Consider the following 25,796-nt stretch of genomic DNA (forward strand, 5'->3'; position numbering starts at 1 on the left):
TGCCTTATCGGATCGCACGGGCCATCGAGCCCTAACCGATCCAGAATGATCGCGTCCATCGGGCGGTGCTTTGAGGATGCGATGAGGAACGCGCGATGACAAAACCAGTTCGGATCGCGCTCGACGCCATGGGCGGCGACCACGGACCAACCGTCGTCGTTCCAGGAGCGGCGCTGGCGCTCGAGCGTCGCCCGGATCTCACCTTTGTGATGACGGGGGATCGCGCCACGATCGAGCCGTTGCTGGCGCAGCATCCAAAATTGCGGGACGTTACGACGCTGCTCCACGCGGAAGTCTCGATCCGAATGGACGACAAGCCTAGCCAGGCTTTGCGGAGTGGCCGGCGCGTGTCGTCGATGTGGATGGCACTCGATGCGGTGAAGCGCGGTGATGCCGATGCGGCGCTATCGGCCGGCAACACCGGCGCCCTGATGGCCATGGCGAAAATCTGCCTCCGAACGATGCCTCAGATCGACCGGCCCGCGATCGCGGCGATGTGGCCGACCATTCGCGGCGAGTCGATCGTGCTCGATGTTGGGGCTACCATCGGTTTCGATGCGCATCATCTCGTCGATCTCTCCATCATGGGGGCCGCCATGGCCCGGATCGTGTTCGATATCGAGCGTCCCACCGTGGGCCTGCTGAATATCGGTGTCGAAGAGATCAAGGGGATCGAGGAGGTGAAGGCGGCCGGTCGGATCCTACGGGAGATGTCGCCGCCTGGGCTCGAGTATCACGGGTTCGTCGAGGGCGATGACCTCGGCAAAGGCACCGTCGATGTGGTGGTGACGGAGGGGTTTACGGGCAACATCGCCTTGAAGACCGCCGAGGGAACCGCCAAGCAGATCGCACAATATCTGCGCGACGCGATGAGCCGGAATCTGATGTCCAAGATCGGCTATTGGTTCGCCAAGCAGGCTTTCGACGCCCTGCGGGAGAAGATGGATCCGAGGCGCGTGAACGGCGGTGTGTTTCTTGGTCTCGACGGTGTCGTTATAAAAAGTCACGGCGGAGCAGATGTGCTCGGCTACGCTGGCGCAATCGAGATCGGTTACGATATGGTGCGGCACGAATTGCTCGCGAAGATCCGTGACTCGCTCGCTTTCGCGCAGGATAGCCGGCTTGTCGCGACCGGGATTGTTGCAGTTCCCCCCGCTCTTTAAATCTGTCGGGGCAAGCAGTGCGCGACGAGTTGTGGCGACGGCCGATGCCGTCAGGACGGAATGGGCAATCGTTTGACTGAAACCAATCTTCGCTGGAGAGCGGTCGTTCGCGGCGTCGGCGCCTACCTTCCGCACCGCTGCATGTCGAATGCCGAATTGGCCGCGACGGTCGAGACCTCGGACGAGTGGATCGTCCAGCGGACCGGGATCACGCAACGCTACATTGCGGCGCCTGACGAGACGACGTCGGTACTTGCGACCCATGCGGCGCGGGCGGCGCTGTCCAATGCGGGCATCGACGCCAATGATATCGACCTCGTGATCGTCGCGACGTCGACCCCCGATTACACCTTTCCGGCGACAGCCACCCAGGTGCAGGCCGCCCTCGGCATTCGTCATGGCGCGGCCTTCGATCTTCAGGCGGTTTGTTCCGGCTTCGTCTTCGCGCTCGCGACCGCAGAAAAATTCATCCGTTCAGGCTCGCATCGCCGCGTGCTCGTGATCGGCGCCGAAACCTTTTCACGCTTGCTCGATTGGACCGACCGCACCACTTGCGTCCTCTTCGGCGACGGCGCCGGAGCCGTGGTGCTGGAGGGTGAGGATGGCGGCAACGCCTTCAAGGACGGCGGGATCATCTCGACGCATCTCCGATCCGACGGACGCTTTCGCGATAAGCTGTTCGTCGATGGTGGGCCGGGATCAAACGGGATGACCGGCCATCTCCGCATGGAAGGTCGCGACGTTTTCCGCCATGCCGTCGGAATGATCGAGGACGTCGTCACGGCGGCATTCGAAGAATCGGGGATCACAGCCGACGACCTCGATTGGTTCGTGCCACATCAAGCAAACCGTCGGATTATCGATGCTTCGGCGGTCAAATTAGGTGTAGCACCATCAAAAGTAGTTGCTACTGTGCAGCTACACGCCAACACATCGGCGGCTTCAATTCCACTTGCACTCGCAACGGCTTGTGGCGATGGACGGATCAAAAAAGGGAATTTGGTGATGCTGGAGGCGATGGGCGGCGGCTTCACATGGGGCAGCGCGCTCGTTCGTTGGTAGCAGACCCGAGGTTAACTCGATGCCAAGCGGGCTTTTGAGCTCGGACGCTTGAACCAGAGGTCCGGTGGGTGCAATTTGATTGAACGACAGAGATCGCGAGAGGATGGCTCTATTGGCGAAAAAGCCTTCTGAACTGACGATGGGAGCGGCAAACGGGGAAGCCGTGACGCGGACGATCACGCGCGCAGATCTGTCCGAAGCCGTCTACCAGCGGGTTGGCCTGTCGCGGACCGAATCGGCCGAACTGGTCGAAGGCGTCCTCTCGGAAATGTCCGAGGCGATTGCGCGCGGCGAGACCGTGAAATTGTCATCCTTCGGCTCATTCGTGGTGCGGTCCAAAGGCGAGCGAATCGGCCGAAATCCGAAAACGGGCGTCGAAGTGCCAATCACGCCTCGTCGTGTGATGGTTTTCAAGCCATCGAACATTCTGAAAAGCCGGATCAACGGGCAACCCGTGACAGGAAATGACCAATAGTCGGACGTCGCAGAAGAGCTCTGAGGCGTTCCGCACCATAAGCGAGGTGGCGGAAGCGTTGCAGTTGCCGCAGCATGTGCTTCGTTTCTGGGAAACCCGCTTCGTTCAAATCAAGCCGCTGAAGCGTGCGGGCGGTCGGCGCTTTTACCGGCCGGATGATGTCGAACTCCTGATGGCGATCCGTCAATTGCTCTACGGCGAGGGTTATACGATCCGCGGCGTACAGCGGATTTTGAAGGAGCAGGGGCCGCGGGCCGTGGCCGCCTTGGCGCGAGGCGGCGTCATCCCACCCGCTCAGACGTTACCGCACCACGATCAGACCTCGCTTCACGACGCCATCGAGACGCCGGCGATGACCTCGTCGGTCTTCGCTTATCAGACGATGGCACCTGACACGCGCGGGGCCGATGATGTCGCCCCGGAGGCGTTTGCGCCCATGGAAGCTGGGGAATGGGCGGGCGATCAAGCGTATCAAGCCAAAAACGAGCCTGACCGTGGTGCGATCATCGATCGACTGCGCGGCGTCATGATGGAGCTGAGCGAGTGCCGCCGCATCCTCATGGCTGCAAGAGGCTAAGAGCGAAGCCAGCCGCCCCAAATACCCGTCGAGGTCCCTGGAGGTTGTACAAGCTTCCTCCAATTGATCCTCTTGCGTCGGCACCGTCGAACCGCTAGAGCAGGCAAGTCGATTGAACGCCGCGCCAAGCGCCGTTTGGTCGACATCCGCTTTCATGAGACTGCACCATAAAGCCCAGGGCAGTTATATCGTGTCGAGCGGTGTCGGAGTGTAGCGCAGCCCGGTTAGCGCACTAGTCTGGGGGACTAGGGGTCGTAGGTTCGAATCCTATCACTCCGACCATTTTACTGTCTGACTAGCGACGTGACAGCCACAAGTCCTGGATGCTTTCAAGGCACCGGGACGAACTGCAACGAGAACGGCGACTTTTTCCCGCACATGCTCCACTCGCGCCGTCTTTGTTGAGTCGGGCGTTCTTTCTGCGATTGTGACACCACGCTCTGAGGTCACTCGCCTGCGATCAAGCGCCAATATTCAATCTTCGGGCAGCGGTTCATGACGACCTGAAGCCCGCAATGCTCGGCACGCCTGGCGGCGGCATCGACTCTGATGTCGAGTTGCATCCAGATGACCGAGGGGCGTGTTTCGAGCGCCAGTACCTCATCGACGACACCGTCGATCGCCGCGTTGTTGCGAAAAATATCGACCATATCGATGGGGTGCGGGATGTCCGCCAGTCGCGCAAAGAGGGGGATGTTTCCGATCGAGCTTCCTGGCAGTGCCGGATTGATCGCGACGACCTTATAGTGATGCGCGGCCATAAATTGCATGACCCCATAAGATGGCCGCCGCGGCTTGTCGGAGGCGCCGACAACCGCAATCGTTTTCACGCGGAGGAGGATGTCGCGGAGATAAGCGTCGGAATAATCGTCGTGATCCTGCATCGCTAACCCCTCGACGGCCGCCACCGCGCAGAGCGCGGCGCCCAGCAAGCACTGTGGCGGAGGTCTTAGGCTCTCGCAATCGAGGATCCAGCGTCGATCAGACGTGACGAAAATTACGGTACCTTAATACCATATTTCCTAGACCAATGAAAAGGTTGACGTTTTTTTGAAATTATCCCAAAGCGTCGTCATTGACATGATTTGAGATCGTCTGTAGGCCAACCGCAGACGGTCGATCATGCGTGTTCGGCCCGGTCATTTTGGACAAGTTGAAACTAATGTTTGGTAAGACCTACTCGGCCAAAGCCGCCGAAATCGAAAAAAAGTGGGTGATCATCGACGCGAAGGGGCTGGTTGTCGGCCGTCTCGCGTCCGTCATCGCCGATCGCCTTCGTGGCAAGCATAAGCCGTCCTTCACGCCGCATGTGGATGATGGCGACAACATCATCGTGATCAATGCCGCTCAGGTGGTGTTCACGGGCCGGAAGCTGGCCAACAAGGTTTATTACCATCACACCGGCTATCCGGGTGGTATCAAGGAGCGGACCGCCAAGTTCATCTTGGAAGGTCGCTTTCCGGAGCGTGTGGTCGAAAAGGCTGTCGAGCGCATGTTGCCGCGCGGCCCGCTCGGTCGTCAGCAGTTCGGTAATCTCCGCGTCTACAAGGGCTCCGAGCATCCGCATGCCGCCCAACAGCCCGTGCCGCTCGATGTCGGCGCGATGAACAGCAAGAACTTGAAGGTCGCCTGATCATGGCTGAAACGCTCTCCTCCCTCCAGGATCTGGCATCCTCCTCTGCGTCCGAGCATCCGGTCGCTCCTGTCTACGTGCAGAAGATCGACAAATATGGTCGGGCCTATGCGACCGGCAAACGGAAAGATGCTGTTGCCCGCGTGTGGCTCAAGCCCGGTTCGGGCAAGATTACGATCAACGAGCGCGCCATCGAGGTCTATTTCGCTCGCCCCGTGCTCCGCATGATCGTCAATCAGCCGTTGCAGATCGTGCAGCGCTCCAGCCAGTATGACCTCGTCATCACGGTTGCGGGCGGCGGTCTGTCCGGCCAGGCCGGCGCGGTGCGCCATGGTTTGTCCAAGGCGCTGACCTATTACGAGCCCGAGCTTCGCTCGGTTTTGAAGCGCGAAGGCTTCCTGACCCGCGACTCGCGCGTCGTCGAACGTAAGAAGTACGGTAAGAAGAAGGCTCGTCGGAGCTTCCAGTTCTCGAAGCGCTGATTTCAGCCTTCACCGATCTGGTCGATATCGAGGGCTTCCCGGTTTCCGGGGAGCCCTTTTTGCATGCGAAGCGCGATGACGCGGCTCCTCGATCTCTCTGCGGGTCCGTCATGGTGTCTTCACATATCCGGGTCTAATCAAACCCGATATCCGCGAGGGCGAACTCCATGGCGACTGTGTTCATCGACGGCGAGGCTGGTACGACAGGTCTCGGCATTCGCGATCGTCTCGCGGGTCATGCGCATATCGAACTCCGCAGCATCGATGCGGCGTTGCGTAAGGATGCGGCGGCCAAGCAGCGGCTTCTCGCCGAGGTCGATCTCGTCATTCTTTGTCTTCCGGACGATGCCTCGCGTGAGACTGTGCGGCTGGCCGACGAACTCGCTGGCGGCGGCCCGAAGATCCTCGATGCGTCGACCGCGCATCGTGTTGCGTCAGGCTGGGTCTATGGATTCGCGGAACTCGCCGCAGGTCAGGCCGATGCCATCCGGTCATCCCGAAGGGTCGCCAACCCGGGCTGCTACGCGACCGGCGCGATCGCGCTGCTGCGCCCGCTTGTCGAAGCCGGTCTCGTGCCGCTGGGGTTCCCGCTCACCATCAATGCGGTCAGCGGATATAGCGGTGGCGGCAAATCGATGATCGAGGCTTACGAGTCAGGCGCCGCGCCGAGCTTCGAACTTTACGCTTTGGGGCTCGAGCACAAGCATCTGCCCGAGATCGAAGCCTATGCGGGCTTGTCACGGCGGCCCCTTTTTGTGCCGTCAGTTGGCAACTTTCGCCAAGGCATGCTGGTCAGCATTCCGCTTCATCTCGATGACCTGCCAGGTCAGCCGACGATCGCGGCACTCGAGCACGCTTTGACGACGTTTTATCAGGGATCCGCGCATGTCAAAGTCATGTCGGATCATCCGGCCAAAATCGAACCCGAAGCCTTGAACGATACAAACGGTATGGAACTCAGGGTCGCGGGCAATGAGGCCTATCGTCAGGCCGTGCTGATCGCGCGGCTCGACAATCTCGGCAAGGGGGCCTCAGGCGCCGCCGTGCAGAATGTCGAGCTCATGCTCGGCCTCGACTGAGGCCGGTCATCGGGTCCTTGCGCCTCACGCCTTGACGCGCACATACGTGCCTGGCGCGTCGCCGAGGAGGTCGAGCACACCGCCGCCTGGCGCTCTCGCCGGCACGGTCTCGGGAGCTTGCGCCGTCTGCCAGGCGGCCCAGTCCAGCCACCATGTGCCGGGCTGATGCTGCGCTGCCTCCAACCACTCCGCATAACCTCCGGTCGCCGTGGGTCCCAGCCAAAACCCATATTTGGCTCGGCTGGGCGGGTTGACGACGCCGGCGATATGGCCAGACCCGGCGAGAACAAAACGCACGGGGCCGCCAAATGCCTTGCAGCCCTCGAAGACGGAGCGGGCGGGTGCGATATGATCCTCGCGGGTCGCGAGATTGTAGATCGGGATCGTGACGCGGGAGAGGTCAAGCCGTTGCCCCCCAACCTCCATCAGGCCGCGCGCCAGCTTGTTCTCGAGGTAGCAATTCCTGAGATAAAAAGAGTGGTTCGCGGCGGGCATTCGCGTCGCATCGGAGTTCCAGGCCAAAAGATCGAAGGGCAGGGGGTCTTTGCCCTTCACGTAACTGTCGACCAGATAAGGCCAGATGAGATCCTCCGGACGCAGCATGTTGAACGCTTGCGACATGCTGGATCCGTCCAGAAAGCCTTTGCTCTGCATCTGCGTTTCCAAGGCGGCGATTTGCGCCTCGTCTGCAAAGATTTTGAGATCGCCCGCATGTTCGAAGTCGACCTGCGTGGTCAGGAAGGTGGCGCTCGCGATCCGCTCATCGCCCCGCGCGGCCATATAGGCGAGCGTCACCGCCAATAGCGTTCCGCCGACGCAATAGCCGACGGTGGACACCTGACGTTCGCCGGTTGAGGCCTCGACGGCCCCCAAGGCCGCCACGATGCCGTCTTCCATGTAGGATGCGAAATCCTTGTCGGCGTGGCGGTGGTCCGGGTTGACCCAGGAGATCACGAAAACCGTCAGGCCTTGCTGCACCGCCCAGCGGATGAACGACTTCTCCGGATTGAGGTCGAGCACATAGAATTTGTTGATCCATGGCGGCACGATCAGCAGCGGCCGTTTCAAGACGGTCTCGGTCTGCGGCGCATATTGGAGCAGCTCGATCAGATCGTTGCGGAACACAACCTTGCCAGGCGTCAGGGCCATGTTCACGCCAAGTTCGAATTTGCTCGCATCGGTCTGGCGAACCTTCAGGTCTCCGTGGCTCGCCTTGATATCATCAGCAAGCTTGGCCATCCCGCGGACGAGATTGCCGCCACTTTGCTTCAACGTCTCGCGCAGAAGCTCGGGGTTCGTGCCGACGAAGTTCGAGGGTGAGACGGCGCTCGAGATCTGTCGCAGGTAGAAACGCGCTTTATCACGGGTCGCGGGGTCGACGCTTTCGGCGCCCTGCACAAGGTCGTTGGCCCAGCCTGTGCCCAACAGATAAGATTTTCGGATGAAGTCGAAGAACGGGTTCTCGCGCCACTCGGGGTCGGTAAAACGCTTGTCGTCCACGCGTTTCGCAGTTGTCGGACCCTCGTTCGCCGGAGCCGTTGGGGCCGTGGACGGGGTCATGCGCTGCAGGCTGCTCGCCCAAAGATCCATGAATTGAGACGACAACGCTGTTTGCGCCTGCAACAGGCGCGCCGGGTCGTTCAGCCAATATTCGGCGATCTGGCCAAAGGTTTTGAATGCATCGGACACGTCCTTGCTGAAACCGCTCTCCTGGCCTTTGGCCTCACGCGCCTTGACATAGGCGGTCGTCGCCTGGCCGCTGAGCTCGATGAACTGTCCCATATTCTTCGCGAGCGTATCGAAATTCGGCATGTTCCAGGGTAGAGTGGCAGGCGGCGAGACTGGCTTGGCCCCACGCGGGGGCGGCGCAGGATCGACCGGGGTCGGCTCGATCGCTGGCGACCGCGTCGGCTCGGTCACTTTGGCGTCCAAGGTCACGCCACCGACAGAAGGAGCGGGCTCCGCTGGCTGAGCAGTGCTGTCCAGCGGTCGTGCAATCTGACCGGGTGCAGGCCGCAACCGGTTCGCAAGTCGCGATGGCGTGGGCGTTGCGGGCGTTTCAACCTCGTGCAGGACGGCATCGACGGCCGCCGCGAGCACATCCGAGCCGTTTTTCATGACGGCCCCGGCGCGGGGCAGTTTCTCACCAGCTGCGCGTTTAAGACGTGTCTTAGGAGCGGCCTTGGCCTTGGCCGGTGCGGCGGCGACGTCCGCCGTCGCTGGCGGTGTGTCGAGCACCGCTGCCGGGTCGGGGCCGTCAATTGTCGCACGCCGGCTTCGGGCCTTCTGGGTTTTCTTGCCGCTCACCCTTCGACTCCCTCGCCCCGAACCGCGGCGGCGCTGTCGCCGTGGTCCTGTTTCAGTCATATTACGGAGCTAATTCGACAGCGGATCGATCGTTTCGGCACCATCCCGAAATAGACGGCCGGGCGGGAGATTGCCAGTGATGCTTTTGCGGCGAAGAGGACGGCTGGGTTGTGGCCGCCTGCTCCTGACGGTCGTTGTTATGGCGCTCGTGTCTCCGCTGCTGTCCGTTCCGGATCGCGCCGCGGCGCAGACCGCGCCTGCCGCGGGCAACGGCAGCTTCGCCGATACGATGGAAGCGGTCGGGCTGAAGGCCAAGGTCGCGCCACCGCCCGATTTCGTCGTGAAAAGCCGCCCCGACCCGAGCAATCTGAACTATCTGCCGGTCGGCACGACACATCCCGAGCGGCCCATCAAGGTCATGACGCCCGCCGAGATCGCGGCCACGACGGCCGATCTCGACACCACGCGAATGAGCCAGCAGCGGCGCGCCGGGCTGAAGTCCCCGCCCGTGCCGTTGAAGACCCAAAAGGTCAAAGCGCCCACAAAGAAAACGGTGCCTTAAGGATTCTTCACCGACTATCCTAAGACCGTGTTAAGCGCTGCGCCGCATCGCAACACCCATCAGGACCCTCCGGTTATGACCGATTTTCATCGCGTCCGACGCTTGCCGCCCTACGTTTTCGAGCAGGTCAATCGCTTGAAGGCCGCCGCGCGCAACGCCGGGGCCGATATCATCGATCTCGGCATGGGCAATCCTGACCTCCCGGCTCCCAAACATGTCGTCGACAAATTGATCGAGACGGTCGGAAAACCTCGGACCGATCGTTACTCATCGTCGAAGGGCATTGCGGGCCTACGCCGCGCGCAAGCGGCTTATTACGGCCGCCGCTTCGGCGTGGCACTCAATCCGGACACGCAGGTGGTTGCGACCCTCGGCTCGAAAGAGGGCTTCGCCAATATGGCGCAAGCCATTACCGGGCCCGGCGATGTAGTGCTGGTGCCGAACCCGTCCTACCCGATCCATGCCTTCGGCTTCCTCATGGCGGGCGGCGTCATCCGTTCGGTTCCGGCCGAGCCGACGCCGAGCTTCTTCGTCTCGCTCGAACGGGCGGTGGTGCACTCCATCCCCAAGCCGATCGCCGTTGTGGTCTGCTATCCCTCGAACCCGACCGCCATGGTGGCATCCCTCGACTTCTATCGCGATCTCGTCGCTTTTGCGAAAAAGCATGAAATCTTCATCCTGTCGGATCTCGCTTATTCGGAGGTCTATTTCGAGGGCGAGCCGCCGCCATCCGTGCTGCAGATCCCCGGCGCCATGGATGTCGCGGTGGAATTCACTTCGATGTCCAAGACCTATTCGATGCCGGGGTGGCGAATCGGGTTCGCGGTCGGCAACGAGCGTCTTCTCTCGGCGCTGACGCGCGTCAAAAGCTACCTCGACTACGGCGCCTATACACCGATCCAGGTGGCGGCTGCTGCCGCGCTCAACGGCCCGGACGATTGCATCGTCGAGATGCGGGAGATCTACAAGCAGCGACGCGACATTATGGTCGAGAGTTTCGCGGCTGCCGGTTGGACTGTGCCGGCTCCCGCCGCCTCGATGTTCGCCTGGGTGCCGATCCCGGAGAAGTTTCGTCATCTCGGCAGTCTCGAATTTTCCAAACTGCTGATCGAGAAAGCCGATGTCGCGGTCGCGCCCGGCATCGGGTTTGGTGAGCATGGCGACGATTACGTTCGCTTGGCGCTGGTCGAAAACGAACAACGCATCCGCCAGGCGGCGCGCGGGATCCGTCGCTTCTTCGATGCGGCCGATGCGACGCTTCACAATGTCGTGCAGTTGAAGAAACACGGCTGAGCCCGACCTATGCCTCAGTCGGGTCAGGACCCGGTCAGAGGAGCCAAGCCGATGACACAGACGATCGGCGATGCGCGACAGGCGTTCGCGGCTTTGCTGGAGACAGCGGGGCGGATCGTCGCGCTGACAGGCGCCGGCATCTCGACAGAATGCGGCGTGCCGGATTTCCGCTCCCCCGATAGCCCCTGGCGGCGCTACCCGCCGATCGATTTTAAAGACTTTTGCGCTTCGCCCGGCGCGCGCGTCGAGGCGTGGCGGCGTAAGTTCGCGATGGACGACATCTACGCAGGCGCTCGGCCTGGGCGAACGCACAGGGCTTTGGCGCGGCTCAATGCCGAGGGCCGCCTCTTGGCCGTGCTGACCCAGAATATCGATGGATTGCACCAGGCAGCCGGATTGCCCGTCGACAAGCTCGTTGAACTACACGGCAACGGCACCTATGCGCGTTGCCTCGCCTGTGGCGCGCGGCATGAATTGGTCGACGTGCGCCGTGATTTCGAGGCGACGCATCAGGCGCCAACCTGTTCATGCGGCGGGATGGTCAAATCCGCGACGGTCGCATTCGGACAATCGCTCGATCCCGACATCCTCCGCCAGGCCAGGATCGCAGCGGAAGCGTGTGACCTGTTCCTGGTGCTCGGATCCTCCATGGTGGTGCAGCCCGCCGCGACCCTGCCGCTTCTGGCACGCCACACAGGCGCGGTGCTTGCGATCGTGAACCGCGAGCCGACGCGGCTCGACCAGTCAGCCGATCTCGTGATCCACGATGATGTCGGGACGGTTCTGGCTGCGTGGGCCGAGGCGCCTTAGTCGCTCCTCTGCAACAGGCCTCTTCCATGCCGCATCGGAACCCTATTTCGGCTTTGTTGCGGGAATCCCGATGCTACAGTCGGCGTGACGCGACGATGATATGATTCGCGACGGGACGTCTGAAACGACGGCTTCGATCGGATTATCTGACTTTAGGGTCTTCGGTTCGCCTGAGTGGGATGGGTCCGTTGGGCATCAAAGATGAGTCGAGCAATGCTCTCAGTCTTGAAACCGCGATTGCGTCCCAAGGTGGTGACCTCGACGTTACCGAGCTTGCCGGTCAGATCAAATGGTTCGACGTCGCCAAGGGCTACGGCTTTATCGTTCCGGATGGCGGCGGCGCCGACGTTCTGTTGCATGTCACGACGCTTCGGCGCGATGGGCATCTGACGGTTTGCGAAGGCGCCCGCATCGTTTGCGAGGTTCTGCAGCGTCCCAAGGGCCTGCAGGTCTTTCGTGTGCTCTCGCTGGATTTGTCGACGGCCGTCCATCCCGCGCAAGCCGCTCCCCCGCGGACCCATGTGCATGTCGCGCCGGCCGGCGGTTTCGAGATTGTCGTCTGCAAATGGTTCAATCGTGTCCGTGGTTTCGGCTTCGTGTCGCGCGGGGAGGGGACCGACGACATCTTCGTCCATATGGAAACGCTGCGACGCTTCGGCATCTCCGAATTGAAGCCTGGCGACCACATGCTGGTGCGTTTCGGCGATGGCCCGAAGGGGTTGATGGCCGCAGAGATCCGGCCGATGAACGATGAGGCACCATCGTCGCACTGAGGCTTCCGCTTTGAAAAGCGGATCGAAATCCCTTAGCTATGCCGATCCCCGGCATTGTCATCGCGCTGCGATCCGCAGCCCTACCAATGCTGCACCTGAAAGGATCATGTCTTGATCTCGATGCGGATGATTGCGGTTGCGTCTCTCTTGGCCGGATCGGCCGTTAGCGCGGCCGCGCAGGACAAGACACTCGAACCACTCTCGATCGTGACGGCCAGCGGCTCGCATCCATTCGAGGTCGAGGTGATGCGGACTGATCCTGAGCGGGAGCGTGGACTGATGGAGCGCCGATACCTGCCCCCGAACCGCGGCATGTTGTTCGATTTCAAAATTCCGCAGCCTGTGATGATGTGGATGAAGAACACCTATATTCCGCTCGATATGGTGTTCATCGACAAGCAGGGTCGCGTGGTCAGCACGACCGAGAATGCCGAGCCGATGTCGGAGCGAATCATTTCGTCCAAGGGCGTGACGCTTGGCGTCCTCGAGGTGAATGCCGGCGTCATTGCCAAGATCGGCGTCAAGGTCGGCGACAAAGTCGAAAACGCGATGTTTCCAAAATAAGGGTGGACGCCGGCACCTTGTTTGGATCGCTCGCAGCCCATCCATGATCGAAGCGTTTGCACCCTGCAAGCGACATGCTATAGCGCGACTGGAGCGGGCAAGTGTGTCGTCGGCGTTTGTAGGACAGTGTTCGACAAGCGCTGTGACGGGATTTGTTCGTAACAGTCGTCTTGGCGGCGTGTCGCACCTGTGCGGATGCGGATGCCAAGTGTCGTCGGGGTATAGCGCAGCCTGGTAGCGCGGAAGTTTTGGGTACTTCAGGTCGTAGGTTCGAATCCTGCTGCCCCGACCATTCCGGCTTGCCGGACGCCACAGCAGGGGAGAGCGGCGCAAGCCGAGATCGTTTGCATAGTTTCGACACGGGCTCGCAACGCGAGCCGCCATTGGGGTTCAGGCGCGGATGTCAGCACGAATTTTTCGCCCGGGCCGTGGCGCGACCCAATCTGGTCGTGCACGCACGAAGGCTTGGGTTCTCGATTACGAACCGGCTGTGGCGCGCGAGATCGAACCGCTGATGGGGTGGACGAGCTCCTCGGATATGAACTCACAGGTTCGTTTGACCTTCGCGACCAAAGAAGAAGCCATCGCATTTGCCGAAAAGCGTGGCATCGCCTACCGCGTGGAAGAGCCAGCTCCGACACCGGAGCGTCGCGGCCTCTCCTATTCGGATAATTTCAAAACAAGCCGCATGGGTCAGTGGACCCACTGACATTCGGTAGGTTGCGCGGATCGATTTGGCTCCGTAGCTCAGTTGGATAGAGCAGCCGCCTTCTAAGCGGCAGGTCGCTGGTTCGAATCCAGCCGGAGTCGCCAGTTCTTCACTTCGTAAAACGCCACTCCTGGCTGAACGGATTGACTACTTTAAAGGGCGTTTTACAACGCCAGTCCAAGTCCCAGTCCCCGTTCGTTCAAGCGCGGCAATGGCCTGTTCAGCAGGTCTGACGTTCCGGCTGAGGTCGTACTCCACCATCTTTGCTTCCGCATGATCGATTCATTCGGTCACCTCGTGGATCAATCGATCAGGCCTAAAGACCGATTGCTCTTTTTGGTTGTCATCACCGTGCTCCTTATCAGCGGCTAAACTCAAGCTAGTAGACCGCTATTGGTCACTTGGTTTTTAGCATCAAAGCCAAGCCAAACCCAACGATCCTCTGGTACAAGCCGCAAATGACGTAAGGAGAGGAAGCTATGAATTTGGACATGTTATCACCGGCGATGCGAGCGGTAGCCGAGAGGCTGGAATTGGAATACAGCTATAAAGCTGTACAATTTCAACCTTGGTTAGCTAAAAGCAAAGACGATATTTTTTTACAATCCACATTTCATCGTATACTTAAAGAAAAAGCGGGTGCAACTCATATTGGTGAAAACGTTTTTATCTCGACAGAGGCAAATATTTTTACTCATGCTTTCTACATTGACGATGAAAGTTGGATTGCAGCAGGAGTCATCATTAGAGGCAATGTTGAAATCGGAAAAAATTCATCGATCAACTCGTTTTCGCATATTGCAGGTAACGTCAAGATCGGAAGTGGAGTGAGAATTGCCGGTGCAGTTGCTATCTACGGGTTTAATCATGGTCATGAACGAACTGACATCCCAATATATCAGCAAAAACATACATCAGCTGGTATCGTAATTGGCGACGGCGCTTGGATTGGAACTAGCGCGGTTATCGTTGATGGTGTGAAGATTGGTTCACATTCAATTGTCGCCGGAGGCGCTGTTGTCACCAAAGACGTCGGTGACTTTCAGATTGTTGGTGGCAACCCGGCAAAAGTGCTTCGTGACCGCTTAGCAGGCGGCAACGAACCTGCGGCGATCTGAGCATAGCAACGCTACGACGCTGATTATGGACTTGGACTTCCACTGCGAGCCAATGTTACGCGTGCAGTCCGTCAAAGTCGCTTGTTACGATGTCTTGCCGAGAGGAACTTTCCTGAGCGTGCAGTTCGCGCCAACCCTATCACCTGTGGGTCGGCGAAGTTTGGTCCAGATCATGTGGGAGATTGATGGGGTTAGCTCGGGTGATTCCACCGACCTGAGCCTTGCATTCATCCCCAAGCGGCAAAGAAGAGACGATGTGACTGCACGTGTGCGTGCTGCCGTCCAGCAAGCCGTTTAGGTTTGGGTCATGTCTCGATCAAGAGCAGTCAACACCTGCCTCAACCGCATAAGAGCGTCGATCGACTCAGAGAGCTTTTCTTTCTGCGATTTCAGAAGCGCAAGTTGAGTCTCGATTTCGTCTGTCCTGAGATTGGGCAAGTGGTCGCCCCGAGCCTCATCCAACCGGGCTTTGATTTCGGTCAGCGTAAAGCCAAGCGCAACCTGTCCCAGGACATATTCGAGGCGCCTGATATGGCATTCGTTATAGACTCGACGGCGGTTTATTCGCTCGGGGCTAACAAGACCGCGCTGCTCATAAAACCGCAACGTCCGTGGCGTGACGCCGAAGTTCTTGGCGACTTGGTCTATTCCGAAAGGTCTGTCTTCACGCGACAGTACATGATTAATGCCGTTAGTCGGCATTGCATTGTCCATACGAATCGCCAAAGCAAGAGTGCGAAAAGGTTGAAGTTAAGGACGCTTGGTCAATCGAAAACGTCTACTTACATCTGACCGCTGGGAAGTCTAATTAATTTGTTTTCAATTTGACATTTAAACGTTTTGCGGCGCCTGCTATCCCTTAGATCACGGTCGTATCAAGGTCTGTTAAGGCTATTGAGCGAGATTTGGAGCGACACTGTACGTTGGCGAACGGTGGCGACGCGCAGCGTGAATGATGGTCGAAATGCGTTTGTCGCCGACGGGTCGCGCATCCTCTGCCGGATTGCGGCGACACAGTCGTTGACAGGTAGCGCTCGCGCTAAAAACCGAATTTCATCCCGACGGTCGCTCCGCTGCCCCCAGAGCCCTGGTCGCGGGACTCCATCGTCTGGCTATACACGTGTGGATCATTGGCGCCTTGAACATGAACGCCGAATGCGATCGGATTGCCGGGCTCGGGCCCTGCCGGATGGCGGTCGGCGACAGGATGGGGCAGGGCGGCAGGCTGGGGCGGGGAGGCAGGGTCTCGGGTCCGCGTCGCGCTCTTGCGATGGGGATTGGTGCCCTGTCGGATCGACGGCGTAGGGGGCGCCTGCGTAACAGAGGCTGCGCGGAGACTGGGCGGCACCAGGAGCGAATCGCTTGGGTCACCGGCCGATAGGCCTGCTTGCGCGCTGGCCAAACATGTCGTCGCGATCAGCAGCATGCCGATCATCAATACGGTTGAATACGGTCGTGTCACGTCTCTGCTCGTATCGTTGAAGCCGACACGAGAGAATCGCGAAAACCAAGCCGTTTCAAGGCATGGTTGCTGATCATGCTGATTGCATCGGAAGGCTCCTCAATCCTCCTCCTCATAGGATTCCGGCCAAGCATCCACCCAAGGCGTCCGATGACCAGCGTCGTAAAGATGGCTGGCGCGCAACTCGAACAACGCTCTGCTGCGTTGGAAGCGCGCCAAACGATCATCGTCGGTGCGGGAAACCCGGGTTTCGCCCTGATCGATGGCGGCCCGGAAAACGTGGCATCGAACCACCTTGCCATGATCTTCCATTTTGAAGCGAACGCCGAAAGCATCGACTTCGCCTGGTTCGTTCAACGTCGTCAGCGGCATTACACATCCATTCGGGGGGTGACGATCTCTCACGGAGCGTTCCGTGCCGACGTCAGTCACCTGTCTTCCCCGCTTTAGCGCTAAAGGCTCGGCGCGACCTAGTCGAGTAGCCGTTTGGCGGCGACCTTCAATCCGAACTGTGTCGGCCTTGCGTTCCGGAGATCCGCCTTCTAAGCGGGTCCGCTGATCGAGGCGGTCCCGACAGCAGCAAGGATGACGATGTGGGTTTGATTCGACAGGCCGTGTGGAGCTGCATGGTCGCAACGACACTCGGAGCCTGTATGGCTTCGCAGCCGCCGCTCGGCGCCCATTGGCACCGAGCGGATTCACAAGCGCAGATCCCCGGCGAAGTCGCCGCTGCTCTGACCGAATGCGAACGCGCGGCCGCTCCAATGCGGGATCAGCGGAGCGCTTTGACCACCTGTATGCGACATCGCGGCTTCGTCTATCTCGAAGGCGTTTGATCGCAGTTCTCGGATCGCGACTCGAAAAGCAAGCCAATCACGTGTAGGGTTACGATGCGATACGCGAGGACCTCCGATGTCCAGACCTGCATCAAGCGCCAGCCGAACTTTTGAAGAGGGGGCCGATGCTCGTGCTGCTGGGCAGCCTGCATCTGCCAACCCGCATTGCCCGGGGACCGAGGATCGACGTGAGTGGAGTGCGGGATGGCGCGCAACATTCGATCTCGACGAAGACCCCGACTTTCGGTCCGAACGATCGGACACCGACGATATCAGCGATGCCGACATCGACGCCGAGTTGCCGAAGGTCCGTCGCTAACCGGCAAGGACGATCTCGCCGCTCGATCGCCGTCTCAGAACGCGATCGTACCGGGAGGGCCGGACGGATCATCTGAGGGGCTCGGGTCCGGCACATCGTTCGGCGCGTCATCCGGGATGCCGATCGGTTCCGGGCTCGACGGATCATCAATGGGATTTGCCGGCGGCGACGGGATGCCAATCGGCTCGACCGGACCGTTTTCGGAGGGGTTTGTCGGTACCTCAGGGGGCATGACGGGGGGCAGGACCGGATCATTGGTGTTCGGCAACGACATGCTGTCTTCCTTCTGGCTCGTCTGTCGGACAAGTCTTGCGTTGGCGATTTAGATGCATCGCGGCGCAGCCGGCATGGATGACTTGACCCTGCGGCCCTGATGATGCTTCTCCCGCGCGTGAAGCAGTCCCGTCCCGTGCGACGGGGTTGCACTCGCAATCGGGCGCCGTCCGGTTTGGGATCGGCTGCATCCTGGGCTGAGGAGGGGCGCCGCTCTTGGATCGGCAATCTCGTGTTTGATGGACTACTCGACCGCGTTTCTCGTCATCACGCGCTCGCCTGCGCTCTCCTCATCCTGGTCGGGCTCACGGCCTATCTCCCTGGTTTCGCCGGCCTGTTCCCGCTGGACCGCGACGAGCCCCGCTTTGCTCAAGCCTCCAAGCAGATGCTCGAATCCGGCGACTACGTGGCGATCCGCTTCCAAGACGAAGCGCGCAACAAAAAGCCCGTCGGCATCTACTGGATGCAGGCCGGGGCGGTCTCGGTCGCCGAACGTCTCGGCGTCGCCGATGCACGAACCAGCATCTGGGTCTACCGGATCCCGTCGCTGCTTGGGGCCTTGACGGCGGTTCTGCTGACCTATTGGACCGCGCTCGCGCTCACGCAGCGGCGAACGGCGGTGCTGGCCGGTCTGCTGATGGCTCCTTGCGTCATACTGGTGGTCGAAGCCCATTTGGCCAAGACCGATGCGGTGCTGCTCGCGACCGTCGTGGCCGCGATGGGCGCCTTGGCGCGCGCCTGGATGCGCCGAACCGAGAATCGACCGCTCGAGCTGTGGCTCTGCACGGTGTTCTGGACCGCGATCGGGATCGGCATTCTCATCAAGGGACCGATCACGCCGATGGTCGTCATCTTCGCCGTGGTTCTGCTGAGCCTGCGCCACCGCTCGGCGCGATGGTTGGCCAATCTGCGGCCGTGGGTTGGGCTGGTCTGGTGCCTGCTGATCGTTTTGCCGTGGTTCGTGCTCATCGTGAAGGCGTCTGGGGGCGCCTTCTTCAGCGAGGCTGTCGGTCACGACATGCTTGCGAAGGTCGGGAGCGGCCAGGAATCGCATGGGGCGCCGCTCGGCACTTATCTCGTGGCGCTGTGGGTGACCGGATGGCCCATGGCACCCTTTCTCCTGCTGGCTGCGCCCATCGTCTGGAAGCAGCGGTGGAGCGATGGCGTCTTCTTTCTGCTCGCCTGGGTGGTTCCGGCTTGGATCCTGTTCGAAACCGTTCCGACCAAACTGCCGCATTACGTCATGCCGATGTACCCTGCCTTGTCGATCTTATCGGCCATGGGAGCGACGTGGCTGCGCCAAGTGGACCGGATCGGGCGTGTCCGGCTTGCGGTCTTCGGTCTTGCGGCGCTGCTGCTCCCGATCGCGCTTCCGGTCGCGCTGGTGGCTGCGAATGGCAGGGTCGCGTCGACCATCGACCCAGCGACGATCGCGGTCGCGGCTCTGGCCTTTGTCGCGGCCGTCGCGGTTTCGATCCTGGCGATCCAGCGCGTGCGTCGGGGCGACATACGATCCGCCATCCTCTGCTCCGTCGTTGCGGCACTGATCGTCAACGGCTTCATCCTCGGCTGGTTCATGAACCAGACGCATGCGGATCTGATCGGGCTATCGCCGCGCCTTGCCGATGCCGGACGGGCCGCCATCGCGGCTCGTCCCGGCTGTGGAGCGCCGCTTTACGCGACCGTCGGCGATCGGGAACCCAGCCTCGTCTTTTTGACCGATACCCGTCTGCTGATGACCGACGGTGCCGGGGCCGCCGCTTTCATGAAGGCGGGTCCGTGCCGTGTCGCCTTCGTTGACCAGCCGGGTGAAGCCGCCTTCCTCGGCGCGCTTGGCACAGCGCCCGAGGTCTCGTTGGCATCCCGGGTTGCGGGTCTCAACATCAACGGAGGCAAAAAGCTCGACATCGGTGTCTATGTGCGGCAGGACGGTTCGCCATGATGCAGCAGATAAGACCCGATCGCGCCGTGATCGCGGGCGTGACCAAAACCGACGCTGCGGCGCCGTCGCTCGTGGCGATCCGGTTCGCCGCCGTGGTGATGCTCGCCTTAGCGACCGTGTTGCTGTCATCCGTGGTGGACGTCCGCGTCGCGACCGTGATGGCGGATTTGCCGTCGGGCGATATTCGCGCCGCGAGCTATCTGAGCGATCTCGGTCTATCGGGCTACATGTTCGCGCTGGCCGCTCTCGTGGCGATCGGCCCTTTGCTGGTGCGCCACTTCTCTGCCGATCAACGTTGGGATGAGGCCTTGACGGTGCTGGCCGAGCGCGGCGCCTACGTGTTCGCCACCTTGGCTGTGTCGGGCATTCTGGCGCAGGTCATCAAGCATCTGGTCGGTCGGGCCAGACCGACGTTGATGGAGGCCTTCGGCGCCTATCATTTCGATATCCTCTCGATGAAGGCGAGCCTCGCGAGTTTTCCCTCCGGTCATGCCGCTACCGTTTTCTCGGTCGCGATTGCGCTCGGCGCGCTCGCGCCGCGCTGGCGGATCGCGCTTCTGTTGCTCGCCACGCTTGTTGCGGTGTCCCGCGTGGCGGTCGAGGCGCATTACGTCAGTGATGTCGTCGCCGGAGCCGCTCTGGGCATCGTTTCGGCCACTGTCGTGACCCGTCTGTTCGCAGGCTGGCACCTTGCGTTTGATCGTGTCGGTTCAACCATTCGGCTGAAGCAGCCGGGGCTTTTCAGCGGCGCTTTCGCCGCAAGCGGCTTCGCCCCATGACCGCTCCTGTGCCGCATGTCTCGATCGTGGTTCCGGTCCGCAACGAAGGCGGCAACATCGAGCCTCTGATCCGCGAGATCGAGGTCGCCATGGCGGCCTGGGGACCCTTTGAGGTCATTTATGTCGACGACGGCTCGCGGGACCAGACCGCGTCCGAACTCGCGCGGATGACGGCCCAGCGTCCCTGGCTTCGCAGCTTCCGCCATACCGAGTCCTGCGGGAAGTCGGCAGCTGTTCGCACAGCCGTTCGGGCCGCCCGCGCGCCCGTGATCGTCACCATCGATGGCGACGGCCAGAACGATCCCGTCGCCATTCCAAACCTTGTTGCGACCCTGGCCCAAGCGGGGCCCGGTTGCGGTCTCGTGGCGGCCCAGCGGCTGCGCCGTCAGGATACCGGCTTTAAAAAATGGCAATCGCGTGCCGCAAATGCGATCCGCGACGCGATCCTGCAGGACGGAACGCGAGACACCAATTGCGGCCTGAAATGCTTTCCGAGGGCGGTCTATCTCGATTTGCCTTTCTTCGACGGGCTGCATCGTTTTCTGCCGGCGTTGGTGCGGCGGGAGGGATATTCGATTGCGACGGTCGACGTCGTGGATCGGCCGCGCCTCAGCGGCGTGTCGAATTACGGGTTTTTCGATCGGCTCTGGGTCGGCATCGGCGATCTGCTCGGCGTCCGCTGGCTCATCAGCCGGCACAAGACCCGGCCGGTGGTTAGCGAAGGCGACGCTCGTGTTGTATAGCCTCTCCCTGTCGGTCGAGACCTATCTCCACGAGGTGTTCGTCGACAAGTTCGATATCTGGTTTGCGTTCGGCTTGGTGGCGCAACTGGTCTTCACCGGCCGCTTCCTCGTGCAATGGATCGAAAGCGAGCGCGAGGGCCGGAGCGTCATCCCGGTGGCCTTCTGGGTCCTGTCGCTTTTGGGCGGCGTGATGACGCTGATCTACGGCTTCGTTCGGCACGACGCGATCATCATCCTCGGACAGGTGCTCGCGGTCTTCATTTATACCCGCAACCTCATCCTGATCGCCCGCAACGCGCGCCGTGGCAAACGGCAGGCGGCATCGACCACCGAAGCTGAGCCGGACGGAACCGCATCCGCGGCCCTGACACCGACGAAACCGATCACCGCATCGGACGGTTGACGTCGCACCATGGGCCGCGCTGGTCCAGTCGTCGAGGATCCAAAATGCCGACCGACCTTCCGCCCGATTACAAGCCGCAACCCGTCAACGATCCGAACAATCCCGCAGACCCGACCGTCCCGGGTTCGGTGCCGGCCTACCCGCCGCAACCTGGCAACGACGAACCAGCGCCGGGCGGCGTTCCGGATCCTGGGGCCGATGTCATCGATCCTCCAGGTTGGTCCGAACCGTCCAGTGTGCCGGGTCTGTTTCCCGTGCCGTCGCCGACCCCGGCGGGGACGCCGACGTTCTAAAATGTCGAGTCTCTTACCCCAACACGCGTTTACGTCGCGAAGGTCAAACCATGTCAGACGCTACACGCGACTTCAGGGTTCGGGCGCGCCATGAGGATCCCCATCATGGCCGCCTTGTGAGCGAGGCGAGCTTCGAGGCCGCAGCCATCGCTTATGTCGAGCATCTGAGCCTGTCGGCCGAGCAGACGCTCGAGGTCAACATCGTGGTGCATGACGTTCACAGCGGCCATGAACACAGCTTCGTCGTTCACCTCGACACGGGGGAAGCAACTCCCGTTGGCTGACCGAACCAATGATGCGTCGCGTCGTTGATTCGGCGCGACCGACAACGTCGGCGGTGCGGCTCTCCGGACAAACGATCCGGGTCGTCGCTCTTCGTACCTTGGAAAAGAGCCGACAATGGCATTACGTCCGACATGGCAAGGCCACCTGAGATTGTCCCTGGTGACGTGCCCGGTGGCGCTTTACACGGCCACCAACGCTGCGGGCGACGTGCATTTCCATCTGCTCAATCCCAAGACGAAAAACCGCATCAAGATGATCACCACCGACCCGGACACCGGGCCGGTCGAGCGGTCGAGCTTGGTCAAAGGTTTTGAGGTCGAAAAGGGCGAGTATATTCTCGTGACCGACGAGGAGATCAAGTCGGTCAAGCTGGAAAGCACGAAGACCATCGACATCGAACGGTTCGTGCCGGCCGATGAGATCGACCGGATTTATTGGGACCACCCCTATTTTCTCGCGCCTGACGGCAAGTTGGCGCAGGAGGCTTTCGGCGTCATCCGTGAGGCGATGCGGCGCTCCGGACAGATCGCCCTTGGGCGTGTCGTGCTTTCGACTCGCGAACGGATCATGGCGCTCGAGCCGCGCGATCAGGGTATTCTCGCCTATTCGCTGCGGACCGCAGACGAGGTGAGAAGCGCCAAAGATCTGTTCGGCGCCATCAGCGACGATGATCCGGATGCCTCGATGATCGCAATCGCCGAAAAGATCATCGAGCAAAAGGAAGGACCATTCGATCCCAGCCAATTCAAGGATCGATACGAGGAAGCTCTCAAAGCCTTGATCGCCGACAAGCAGAAGGGCCACAAGGCCGTGGCGGCTCCGCCCCCATCCGAGACCAACGTGATCGATCTGATGGCCGCCTTGAAGGCCAGTATCGCCCGGAAAGACGGTGCTGGTTCGAGCGGCAAAGCCGCCAAGGCAGGCGGAGAGACGGGCACAAAAGCCAAGACGAAGGACGCGGATCACAAAGCGGCGCCGCGCCGCCGCAAGGCGACGTGACAACGCCGGCACGTTAATCAGTGCCGCCCGCTTTGCGATAGGCCCCGTCGGCGGCATCAAAGTCCTTTTGCGCGGCTCTTTTTCGGGCGTCCCAACGCGACTGCGCCTCTGCGACATCCCGCGCGAGCTCCGTCCGCCGCTGCTCGAACGCCTGCGTCTGCCGGTGGCGCTCATCCTCCAGGGTCCGCATGGCCGCCTCGGCCGCATCGAGCCGTCTCCGGTCCGGCGGTGGTGGCTGCGGTTTCGGAGCGGGTTTTGGGCTTGCCCGAACGACTTGCGCCGCTGCTGTGGCGGGTGCCGCTTGTCGTCTGGCCGCCTTCTTTTCGCGCGACGGCGGCAAATCCGGTATCTGCGGCAGGCCCGGCTTTAAGCCGAAGGGATCGGTCGACCCCACCGCGCGTTTGAGCGGCACGTCCGGTTGGGACAAAGCGGCCGCGATGGCTGCTTCATCGGTCGCGACATGGGCCTGCCCCTCGGCAAACAGATTTTGATGCGTTCCCCAGGCCCGCAGAGCGGCCTTCTGGTTCGCTGCCGCTACCACCGAATCGTAGAAGCCGAATTGCGCTTGGTAGACCTTGAGGCTCTTGGCCATGGGACGTCCTCTTCTCGGTCGCGCGACGTTACCCAAGAGCGCTCGTCGGCGTCGACCCCATTGATCAAGAGCGGCGCTAAAACATCGGACCTCAGACGCATCAAGCGACGACGAACAGACAGATCAGCCTTGCGTTCCAATAATATACATTTTCTCATCGTGCCCGGCATGCCGATCATCAATGCCATCGGGGCGACGCTGTTGGCCGTCGGCTGCTTCGGGCTGGCGACCGCGCTCAACTACGCCAGCTCAGGCCCGATCGATGGGTTGCTTGCGGCTGAATTCATGGCCGGGGGCATCATCGGCGGGCTGTTCGGGACGTGGCTGGCAACGAGACTGTCGGCCCGCACGACCGTCCTCGGCCGCATCTTCGGCCTTCTGGTTCTCGTGGTCGCGGCTGACGTGATCGTGCGCAATTGACCGGGCGTCTCGGTCTGATGCGCCGGGGTCGCGCGCGCCGACCTTTCGCGACGATCAGCCATGGTTACGGCAAGACGGGCACCAGTCCGTGCCGCAGCATAATCTCGCGCAACACCTCCGGGTCAGGCTTGCCTGCGGCCACGACGGCGCCGAATTCGCGGAAATATTCCGGGCCGAGCACGCCCGGTGTCAGCATGCAGAGGCAGGTCGCCAGCGTGCCACTGCGGTTCTCGAAGCCATGCACTGTTCCGCGCGGGATGAAGAGCGTATCGCCGGGATCGAGCGTCATCGGCTTGCCGTCAACGTGGAACATCAAGGTGCCGCGCAATCCGTAAACAGTCTCGTCCCAGTTGCGGTGAGAGTGTGGCACGGGCATCCGCCCCTCCCACGCCACGTCCATTTCGAACATGTCGAGGCTGCCGGCGGTGTCGTGTTTGCTACGCAGGAAGCGCAGGACGATCGGGCCGATCTGGATTGTCTCAGTCATTTATGGACCTTCCCCAAGATAGCCCTGCCGTCGAACGGCTTGAGCCGTTTTTGGTGAACCTGGCTTTGGTCCAGGCGAATTCAGGAAAAGTAAGCCATCATACAGTCCTCAGCTCATCCCCGGAGCAAAAGATACATCGCCGCGGTACTGGGCGATTATGCGCGACACTGTGGGCTGGCTGACATTGTAAAACCGAGCCATGTCATCGCCTGATTTGCAACCCGGCGATGACGCTTTCGGCAATCTCGCGCCGATTGGCGGGGGGGTCTAGCTTCTTGCGCCAGCCGCCTACACGCCCCGCTGGCCGTTGACCCGCCAAAGTCCAGGACGGTTTTTCCAGCTTCCCACCACTCGCCTCGACGAGGCCGAACGAGATTGACGTGCGCCACGATGCACTCACTCATCGTGGAGGGATCGGAGAAGGCGGAGCGCTGGGCAGTAGCGGCGATACGCGCGTGCTCGTGCTCCTCGACGGTCGGACGGGGCAGGGGCTTTCGCATGCACGCGCTCAGGCCGACGCCCCCGCACCCGGGCTTGCCCCATGAGAGTCCGAACGCAGGACAGGCATCTCGATCGTTCGAGACAGCCGGATAGATTTTTTAGTGATGGGATGTTTGGTGGGGTGAGACATTGCTTCGCTCGGATTTTGTGAGCATCAGCAAAAGGATCTGGCGGAAGGGGTGGGATTCGAACCCACGGTGGGCTTGCACCCACGGCGGTTTTCAAGACCGCTGCCTTAAACCACTCGGCCACCCTTCCAAGCCCGCCGCGGCGATGGACTCTCACCTCATCTCGAAGGCGGACATCACGGCGGTAAGCCGACGGCATCCGATCAACGATGATCCGACGCCACACGTCTTTAAGGGGGCGCAGGGTGCGTCGTCAACGGCGATACGGCAGCTCTCTCGCGGATCGCGGGCGAGGCCTTGCACCATTTGCTGACCATCAATCGATTTTTGGTTTGTCCGATGCGCGGCGCGCGCTTTGAAGACGTTCTTCAGCCGACCGTAAGCGCGCTTTGTCGATCGAGCGAAGCTCTTCGCTCGAGGTAAAAATTGGGGCGGGCTCCGCAGTCTGCTTCTGCTTCGACTGTGCTTGGCGCGCGGCTTCGATCATCTTCTTCAGGTCATCCACGGTGTCGTCTCCCGCCTCGTGCAGAAGCTACGGTCCGCCAAGCGGAACGGCGTCGGATCGCGTGTGTTTCAGAAGCGACATGCGTTCTCGACCTCTCGTCAGCCGCAGATATGCCGCAATTCAGCCGCATCTCGCCACGAGACACGAAATGGCGTAGTTGAAGTCGAAGCGTTTCGAGGCCAGGGCAGGGGAGGACGAGCAGCTTCAATGTTCCGTAACCTA

The 25,796-nt window shown here is 61.1% G+C and carries 30 protein-coding genes, 4 tRNA genes and 1 pseudogene; 27 read left to right on the forward strand and 8 right to left on the reverse strand.

Translation table 11 applies throughout. From position 1 onward, the window contains the following. Positions 1 to 95 precede the first annotated feature (95 nt). The 5 genes from plsX to LGH83_RS02150 all read left to right on the forward strand — a co-directional run bounded on the left by plsX (position 96) and on the right by LGH83_RS02150 (position 3,559). A complete protein-coding gene (plsX, locus tag LGH83_RS02130) occupies positions 96 to 1,163 on the forward strand; it encodes a phosphate acyltransferase PlsX (protein ID WP_131116275.1) in 1,068 nt (355 codons plus the stop codon). A 60-nt stretch (positions 1,164 to 1,223) separates the two neighbouring features. Further along, positions 1,224 to 2,225, forward strand: coding sequence for a beta-ketoacyl-ACP synthase III (locus LGH83_RS02135; protein WP_227400436.1), 1,002 nt, complete (start codon positions 1,224 to 1,226; stop codon positions 2,223 to 2,225). Positions 2,226 to 2,388: 163 nt separating this feature from the next. Further along, complete coding sequence (locus LGH83_RS02140; protein WP_227400437.1) at positions 2,389 to 2,700, forward strand: integration host factor subunit alpha; 312 nt, start codon at positions 2,389 to 2,391, stop codon at positions 2,698 to 2,700. After that, complete coding sequence (locus tag LGH83_RS02145) at positions 2,690 to 3,277, forward strand: MerR family transcriptional regulator (protein ID WP_227400438.1); 588 nt, start codon at positions 2,690 to 2,692, stop codon at positions 3,275 to 3,277. The genes LGH83_RS02140 and LGH83_RS02145 overlap by 11 nt, the downstream gene beginning before the upstream one ends. A 204-nt stretch (positions 3,278 to 3,481) precedes the next feature. Next, a tRNA-Pro gene (locus tag LGH83_RS02150) sits at positions 3,482 to 3,559 on the forward strand. 164 nt (positions 3,560 to 3,723) lie between these two features. Here the strand turns inward: LGH83_RS02150 and LGH83_RS02155 are convergent. Then, positions 3,724 to 4,161 (reverse strand): CoA-binding protein, encoded by a 438-nt coding sequence (locus LGH83_RS02155; protein WP_227401695.1) that lies wholly within the window; start codon positions 4,159 to 4,161, stop codon positions 3,724 to 3,726. A gap of 278 nt (positions 4,162 to 4,439) precedes the next feature. Between LGH83_RS02155 and rplM the strand changes: the two genes are divergently transcribed. From rplM to argC, 3 genes are all read left to right on the forward strand, one after another. Beyond that, the gene (rplM, locus tag LGH83_RS02160) at positions 4,440 to 4,910 is read left to right on the forward strand and encodes a 50S ribosomal protein L13 (protein WP_131119805.1); all 471 of its coding nucleotides are present in this window, start codon (positions 4,440 to 4,442) and stop codon (positions 4,908 to 4,910) included. A 2-nt stretch (positions 4,911 to 4,912) separates the two neighbouring features. Continuing rightward, positions 4,913 to 5,392 (forward strand): 30S ribosomal protein S9, encoded by a 480-nt coding sequence (gene rpsI / locus LGH83_RS02165; RefSeq protein WP_131116286.1) that lies wholly within the window; start codon positions 4,913 to 4,915, stop codon positions 5,390 to 5,392. Between the two features lie 167 nt (positions 5,393 to 5,559). Then, positions 5,560 to 6,471: an N-acetyl-gamma-glutamyl-phosphate reductase gene (gene argC, locus LGH83_RS02170; RefSeq protein ID WP_227400439.1), complete on the forward strand. Its 912-nt coding sequence runs from the start codon at positions 5,560 to 5,562 to the stop codon at positions 6,469 to 6,471. A gap of 24 nt (positions 6,472 to 6,495) precedes the next feature. Here argC and phaC read toward each other — a convergent pair whose 3' ends face one another. Next, positions 6,496 to 8,283 (reverse strand): class I poly(R)-hydroxyalkanoic acid synthase, encoded by a 1,788-nt coding sequence (phaC, locus tag LGH83_RS02175; RefSeq protein ID WP_227401696.1) that lies wholly within the window; start codon positions 8,281 to 8,283, stop codon positions 6,496 to 6,498. Positions 8,284 to 8,977: 694 nt separating this feature from the next. Between phaC and LGH83_RS02180 the strand changes: the two genes are divergently transcribed. The 9 genes from LGH83_RS02180 to LGH83_RS02220 all read left to right on the forward strand — a co-directional run bounded on the left by LGH83_RS02180 (position 8,978) and on the right by LGH83_RS02220 (position 14,607). Continuing rightward, the gene (locus tag LGH83_RS02180) at positions 8,978 to 9,340 is read left to right on the forward strand and encodes a hypothetical protein (RefSeq protein ID WP_227400440.1); all 363 of its coding nucleotides are present in this window, start codon (positions 8,978 to 8,980) and stop codon (positions 9,338 to 9,340) included. A gap of 75 nt (positions 9,341 to 9,415) precedes the next feature. Continuing rightward, the gene (locus LGH83_RS02185; protein WP_227400441.1) at positions 9,416 to 10,633 is read left to right on the forward strand and encodes an LL-diaminopimelate aminotransferase; all 1,218 of its coding nucleotides are present in this window, start codon (positions 9,416 to 9,418) and stop codon (positions 10,631 to 10,633) included. Between the two features lie 51 nt (positions 10,634 to 10,684). Continuing rightward, positions 10,685 to 11,443 carry an SIR2 family NAD-dependent protein deacylase gene (locus LGH83_RS02190; RefSeq protein WP_227400442.1) on the forward strand — a complete coding sequence of 253 codons (759 nt, stop codon included), beginning with the start codon at positions 10,685 to 10,687 and terminating at the stop codon, positions 11,441 to 11,443. A 179-nt stretch (positions 11,444 to 11,622) separates the two neighbouring features. After that, positions 11,623 to 12,216 carry a cold-shock protein gene (locus LGH83_RS02195; protein ID WP_227400443.1) on the forward strand — a complete coding sequence of 198 codons (594 nt, stop codon included), beginning with the start codon at positions 11,623 to 11,625 and terminating at the stop codon, positions 12,214 to 12,216. 120 nt (positions 12,217 to 12,336) lie between these two features. Then, entirely contained in the window at positions 12,337 to 12,780 is a 444-nt protein-coding gene (locus tag LGH83_RS02200; RefSeq protein WP_227401697.1) for a DUF192 domain-containing protein, read from the forward strand. A gap of 215 nt (positions 12,781 to 12,995) precedes the next feature. Continuing rightward, positions 12,996 to 13,072: transfer RNA gene (locus LGH83_RS02205), tRNA-Pro, on the forward strand. Between the two features lie 108 nt (positions 13,073 to 13,180). Next, positions 13,181 to 13,489: an ETC complex I subunit gene (locus tag LGH83_RS02210; RefSeq protein ID WP_131116304.1), complete on the forward strand. Its 309-nt coding sequence runs from the start codon at positions 13,181 to 13,183 to the stop codon at positions 13,487 to 13,489. Positions 13,490 to 13,516: 27 nt separating this feature from the next. Beyond that, a tRNA-Arg gene (locus LGH83_RS02215) sits at positions 13,517 to 13,593 on the forward strand. A gap of 375 nt (positions 13,594 to 13,968) precedes the next feature. Continuing rightward, positions 13,969 to 14,607, forward strand: a complete 639-nt coding sequence (locus LGH83_RS02220) for an acyltransferase (protein WP_227400444.1) — start codon at positions 13,969 to 13,971, stop codon at positions 14,605 to 14,607. A 294-nt stretch (positions 14,608 to 14,901) separates the two neighbouring features. On the opposite strand, the gene LGH83_RS02225 is transcribed toward LGH83_RS02220, so the two are convergent. Continuing rightward, complete coding sequence (locus LGH83_RS02225; protein ID WP_227400445.1) at positions 14,902 to 15,321, reverse strand: MerR family transcriptional regulator; 420 nt, start codon at positions 15,319 to 15,321, stop codon at positions 14,902 to 14,904. 898 nt (positions 15,322 to 16,219) lie between these two features. Between LGH83_RS02225 and LGH83_RS19915 the strand changes: the two genes are divergently transcribed. Together LGH83_RS19915 and LGH83_RS02235 are read left to right on the forward strand one after the other, a co-directional pair. Further along, positions 16,220 to 16,519 (forward strand): hypothetical protein, encoded by a 300-nt coding sequence (locus LGH83_RS19915; protein ID WP_264479129.1) that lies wholly within the window; start codon positions 16,220 to 16,222, stop codon positions 16,517 to 16,519. A 143-nt stretch (positions 16,520 to 16,662) separates the two neighbouring features. Next, positions 16,663 to 16,905 carry a hypothetical protein gene (locus tag LGH83_RS02235; RefSeq protein ID WP_131116320.1) on the forward strand — a complete coding sequence of 81 codons (243 nt, stop codon included), beginning with the start codon at positions 16,663 to 16,665 and terminating at the stop codon, positions 16,903 to 16,905. A gap of 353 nt (positions 16,906 to 17,258) precedes the next feature. On the opposite strand, the gene LGH83_RS02240 is transcribed toward LGH83_RS02235, so the two are convergent. Beyond that, positions 17,259 to 17,498, reverse strand: a complete 240-nt coding sequence (locus LGH83_RS02240; protein WP_227400446.1) for a hypothetical protein — start codon at positions 17,496 to 17,498, stop codon at positions 17,259 to 17,261. A gap of 231 nt (positions 17,499 to 17,729) precedes the next feature. Here LGH83_RS02240 and LGH83_RS02245 point away from each other — a divergent pair, with 231 nt between their 5' ends. The 7 genes from LGH83_RS02245 (at position 17,730) to LGH83_RS02275 (ending at position 22,941) form a co-directional block, all read left to right on the forward strand. Beyond that, entirely contained in the window at positions 17,730 to 19,439 is a 1,710-nt protein-coding gene (locus tag LGH83_RS02245; protein ID WP_227400447.1) for an ArnT family glycosyltransferase, read from the forward strand. Next, the gene (locus LGH83_RS02250) at positions 19,436 to 20,218 is read left to right on the forward strand and encodes a phosphatase PAP2 family protein (protein WP_227400448.1); all 783 of its coding nucleotides are present in this window, start codon (positions 19,436 to 19,438) and stop codon (positions 20,216 to 20,218) included. The genes LGH83_RS02245 and LGH83_RS02250 overlap by 4 nt, the downstream gene beginning before the upstream one ends. Beyond that, the gene (locus LGH83_RS02255; RefSeq protein WP_227400449.1) at positions 20,215 to 20,961 is read left to right on the forward strand and encodes a glycosyltransferase family 2 protein; all 747 of its coding nucleotides are present in this window, start codon (positions 20,215 to 20,217) and stop codon (positions 20,959 to 20,961) included. The genes LGH83_RS02250 and LGH83_RS02255 overlap by 4 nt, the downstream gene beginning before the upstream one ends. After that, on the forward strand, positions 20,954 to 21,364 hold the full coding sequence (locus LGH83_RS02260) for a lipid-A-disaccharide synthase N-terminal domain-containing protein (protein ID WP_413771089.1): 411 nt from the start codon (positions 20,954 to 20,956) through the stop codon (positions 21,362 to 21,364). The genes LGH83_RS02255 and LGH83_RS02260 overlap by 8 nt, the downstream gene beginning before the upstream one ends. A gap of 44 nt (positions 21,365 to 21,408) precedes the next feature. Beyond that, a complete protein-coding gene (locus LGH83_RS02265) occupies positions 21,409 to 21,657 on the forward strand; it encodes a hypothetical protein (RefSeq protein WP_227400450.1) in 249 nt (82 codons plus the stop codon). 50 nt (positions 21,658 to 21,707) lie between these two features. Then, the gene (locus LGH83_RS02270) at positions 21,708 to 21,941 is read left to right on the forward strand and encodes a DUF5961 family protein (protein ID WP_227400451.1); all 234 of its coding nucleotides are present in this window, start codon (positions 21,708 to 21,710) and stop codon (positions 21,939 to 21,941) included. 115 nt (positions 21,942 to 22,056) lie between these two features. Further along, complete coding sequence (locus tag LGH83_RS02275; protein WP_227400452.1) at positions 22,057 to 22,941, forward strand: Ku protein; 885 nt, start codon at positions 22,057 to 22,059, stop codon at positions 22,939 to 22,941. Positions 22,942 to 22,954: 13 nt separating this feature from the next. Here LGH83_RS02275 and LGH83_RS02280 read toward each other — a convergent pair whose 3' ends face one another. Next, entirely contained in the window at positions 22,955 to 23,533 is a 579-nt protein-coding gene (locus tag LGH83_RS02280) for a hypothetical protein (RefSeq protein ID WP_227400453.1), read from the reverse strand. 150 nt (positions 23,534 to 23,683) lie between these two features. Between LGH83_RS02280 and LGH83_RS02285 the strand changes: the two are divergent. Then, positions 23,684 to 23,953: pseudogene (locus LGH83_RS02285) on the forward strand (TSUP family transporter); the annotation flags it as partial. 64 nt (positions 23,954 to 24,017) lie between these two features. Here LGH83_RS02285 and LGH83_RS02290 read toward each other — a convergent pair. From LGH83_RS02290 to LGH83_RS02300, 3 genes are all read right to left on the reverse strand, one after another. Continuing rightward, the gene (locus LGH83_RS02290) at positions 24,018 to 24,440 is read right to left on the reverse strand and encodes a cupin domain-containing protein (protein WP_227400454.1); all 423 of its coding nucleotides are present in this window, start codon (positions 24,438 to 24,440) and stop codon (positions 24,018 to 24,020) included. Positions 24,441 to 25,109: 669 nt separating this feature from the next. Beyond that, a tRNA-Ser gene (locus LGH83_RS02295) sits at positions 25,110 to 25,199 on the reverse strand. Positions 25,200 to 25,385: 186 nt separating this feature from the next. Beyond that, positions 25,386 to 25,556: a hypothetical protein gene (locus tag LGH83_RS02300; protein ID WP_227400455.1), complete on the reverse strand. Its 171-nt coding sequence runs from the start codon at positions 25,554 to 25,556 to the stop codon at positions 25,386 to 25,388. Positions 25,557 to 25,796 lie beyond the last annotated feature (240 nt).

It is taken from the genome of Lichenihabitans sp. PAMC28606 (assembly GCF_020616535.1).
Taxonomy (GTDB): Bacteria; Pseudomonadota; Alphaproteobacteria; order Rhizobiales; family Beijerinckiaceae; genus Lichenihabitans; species Lichenihabitans psoromatis.

What these genes read in the sequence shown, in the direction of transcription:
- LGH83_RS02300 (WP_227400455.1), bottom strand. Translation starts at nt 25,556, where the DNA reads ATGATCGAAGCCGCGCGCCAAGCACAGTCGAAGCAGAAGCAGACTGCG.
- LGH83_RS02135 (WP_227400436.1), top strand. Translation starts at nt 1,224, where the DNA reads ATGGGCAATCGTTTGACTGAAACCAATCTTCGCTGGAGAGCGGTCGTT.
- LGH83_RS02190 (WP_227400442.1), top strand. Translation starts at nt 10,685, where the DNA reads ATGACACAGACGATCGGCGATGCGCGACAGGCGTTCGCGGCTTTGCTG.
- LGH83_RS02275 (WP_227400452.1), top strand. Translation starts at nt 22,057, where the DNA reads ATGGCATTACGTCCGACATGGCAAGGCCACCTGAGATTGTCCCTGGTG.
- LGH83_RS02220 (WP_227400444.1), top strand. Translation starts at nt 13,969, where the DNA reads ATGAATTTGGACATGTTATCACCGGCGATGCGAGCGGTAGCCGAGAGG.
- LGH83_RS02155 (WP_227401695.1), bottom strand. Translation starts at nt 4,161, where the DNA reads ATGCAGGATCACGACGATTATTCCGACGCTTATCTCCGCGACATCCTC.
- LGH83_RS02265 (WP_227400450.1), top strand. Translation starts at nt 21,409, where the DNA reads ATGCCGACCGACCTTCCGCCCGATTACAAGCCGCAACCCGTCAACGAT.
- phaC (WP_227401696.1), bottom strand. Translation starts at nt 8,283, where the DNA reads ATGCCGAATTTCGATACGCTCGCGAAGAATATGGGACAGTTCATCGAG.
- LGH83_RS02145 (WP_227400438.1), top strand. Translation starts at nt 2,690, where the DNA reads ATGACCAATAGTCGGACGTCGCAGAAGAGCTCTGAGGCGTTCCGCACC.
- LGH83_RS02280 (WP_227400453.1), bottom strand. Translation starts at nt 23,533, where the DNA reads ATGGCCAAGAGCCTCAAGGTCTACCAAGCGCAATTCGGCTTCTACGAT.
- LGH83_RS02210 (WP_131116304.1), top strand. Translation starts at nt 13,181, where the DNA reads ATGTCAGCACGAATTTTTCGCCCGGGCCGTGGCGCGACCCAATCTGGT.
- rpsI (WP_131116286.1), top strand. Translation starts at nt 4,913, where the DNA reads ATGGCTGAAACGCTCTCCTCCCTCCAGGATCTGGCATCCTCCTCTGCG.
- LGH83_RS02270 (WP_227400451.1), top strand. Translation starts at nt 21,708, where the DNA reads ATGTCAGACGCTACACGCGACTTCAGGGTTCGGGCGCGCCATGAGGAT.
- LGH83_RS02240 (WP_227400446.1), bottom strand. Translation starts at nt 17,498, where the DNA reads ATGTCGTTGCCGAACACCAATGATCCGGTCCTGCCCCCCGTCATGCCC.
- LGH83_RS02250 (WP_227400448.1), top strand. Translation starts at nt 19,436, where the DNA reads ATGATGCAGCAGATAAGACCCGATCGCGCCGTGATCGCGGGCGTGACC.
- LGH83_RS02255 (WP_227400449.1), top strand. Translation starts at nt 20,215, where the DNA reads ATGACCGCTCCTGTGCCGCATGTCTCGATCGTGGTTCCGGTCCGCAAC.
- LGH83_RS02185 (WP_227400441.1), top strand. Translation starts at nt 9,416, where the DNA reads ATGACCGATTTTCATCGCGTCCGACGCTTGCCGCCCTACGTTTTCGAG.
- LGH83_RS19915 (WP_264479129.1), top strand. Translation starts at nt 16,220, where the DNA reads ATGACCAGCGTCGTAAAGATGGCTGGCGCGCAACTCGAACAACGCTCT.
- argC (WP_227400439.1), top strand. Translation starts at nt 5,560, where the DNA reads ATGGCGACTGTGTTCATCGACGGCGAGGCTGGTACGACAGGTCTCGGC.
- LGH83_RS02195 (WP_227400443.1), top strand. Translation starts at nt 11,623, where the DNA reads ATGGGTCCGTTGGGCATCAAAGATGAGTCGAGCAATGCTCTCAGTCTT.
- LGH83_RS02180 (WP_227400440.1), top strand. Translation starts at nt 8,978, where the DNA reads ATGGCGCTCGTGTCTCCGCTGCTGTCCGTTCCGGATCGCGCCGCGGCG.
- LGH83_RS02200 (WP_227401697.1), top strand. Translation starts at nt 12,337, where the DNA reads ATGCGGATGATTGCGGTTGCGTCTCTCTTGGCCGGATCGGCCGTTAGC.
- plsX (WP_131116275.1), top strand. Translation starts at nt 96, where the DNA reads ATGACAAAACCAGTTCGGATCGCGCTCGACGCCATGGGCGGCGACCAC.
- LGH83_RS02225 (WP_227400445.1), bottom strand. Translation starts at nt 15,321, where the DNA reads ATGGACAATGCAATGCCGACTAACGGCATTAATCATGTACTGTCGCGT.
- rplM (WP_131119805.1), top strand. Translation starts at nt 4,440, where the DNA reads ATGTTTGGTAAGACCTACTCGGCCAAAGCCGCCGAAATCGAAAAAAAG.
- LGH83_RS02290 (WP_227400454.1), bottom strand. Translation starts at nt 24,440, where the DNA reads ATGACTGAGACAATCCAGATCGGCCCGATCGTCCTGCGCTTCCTGCGT.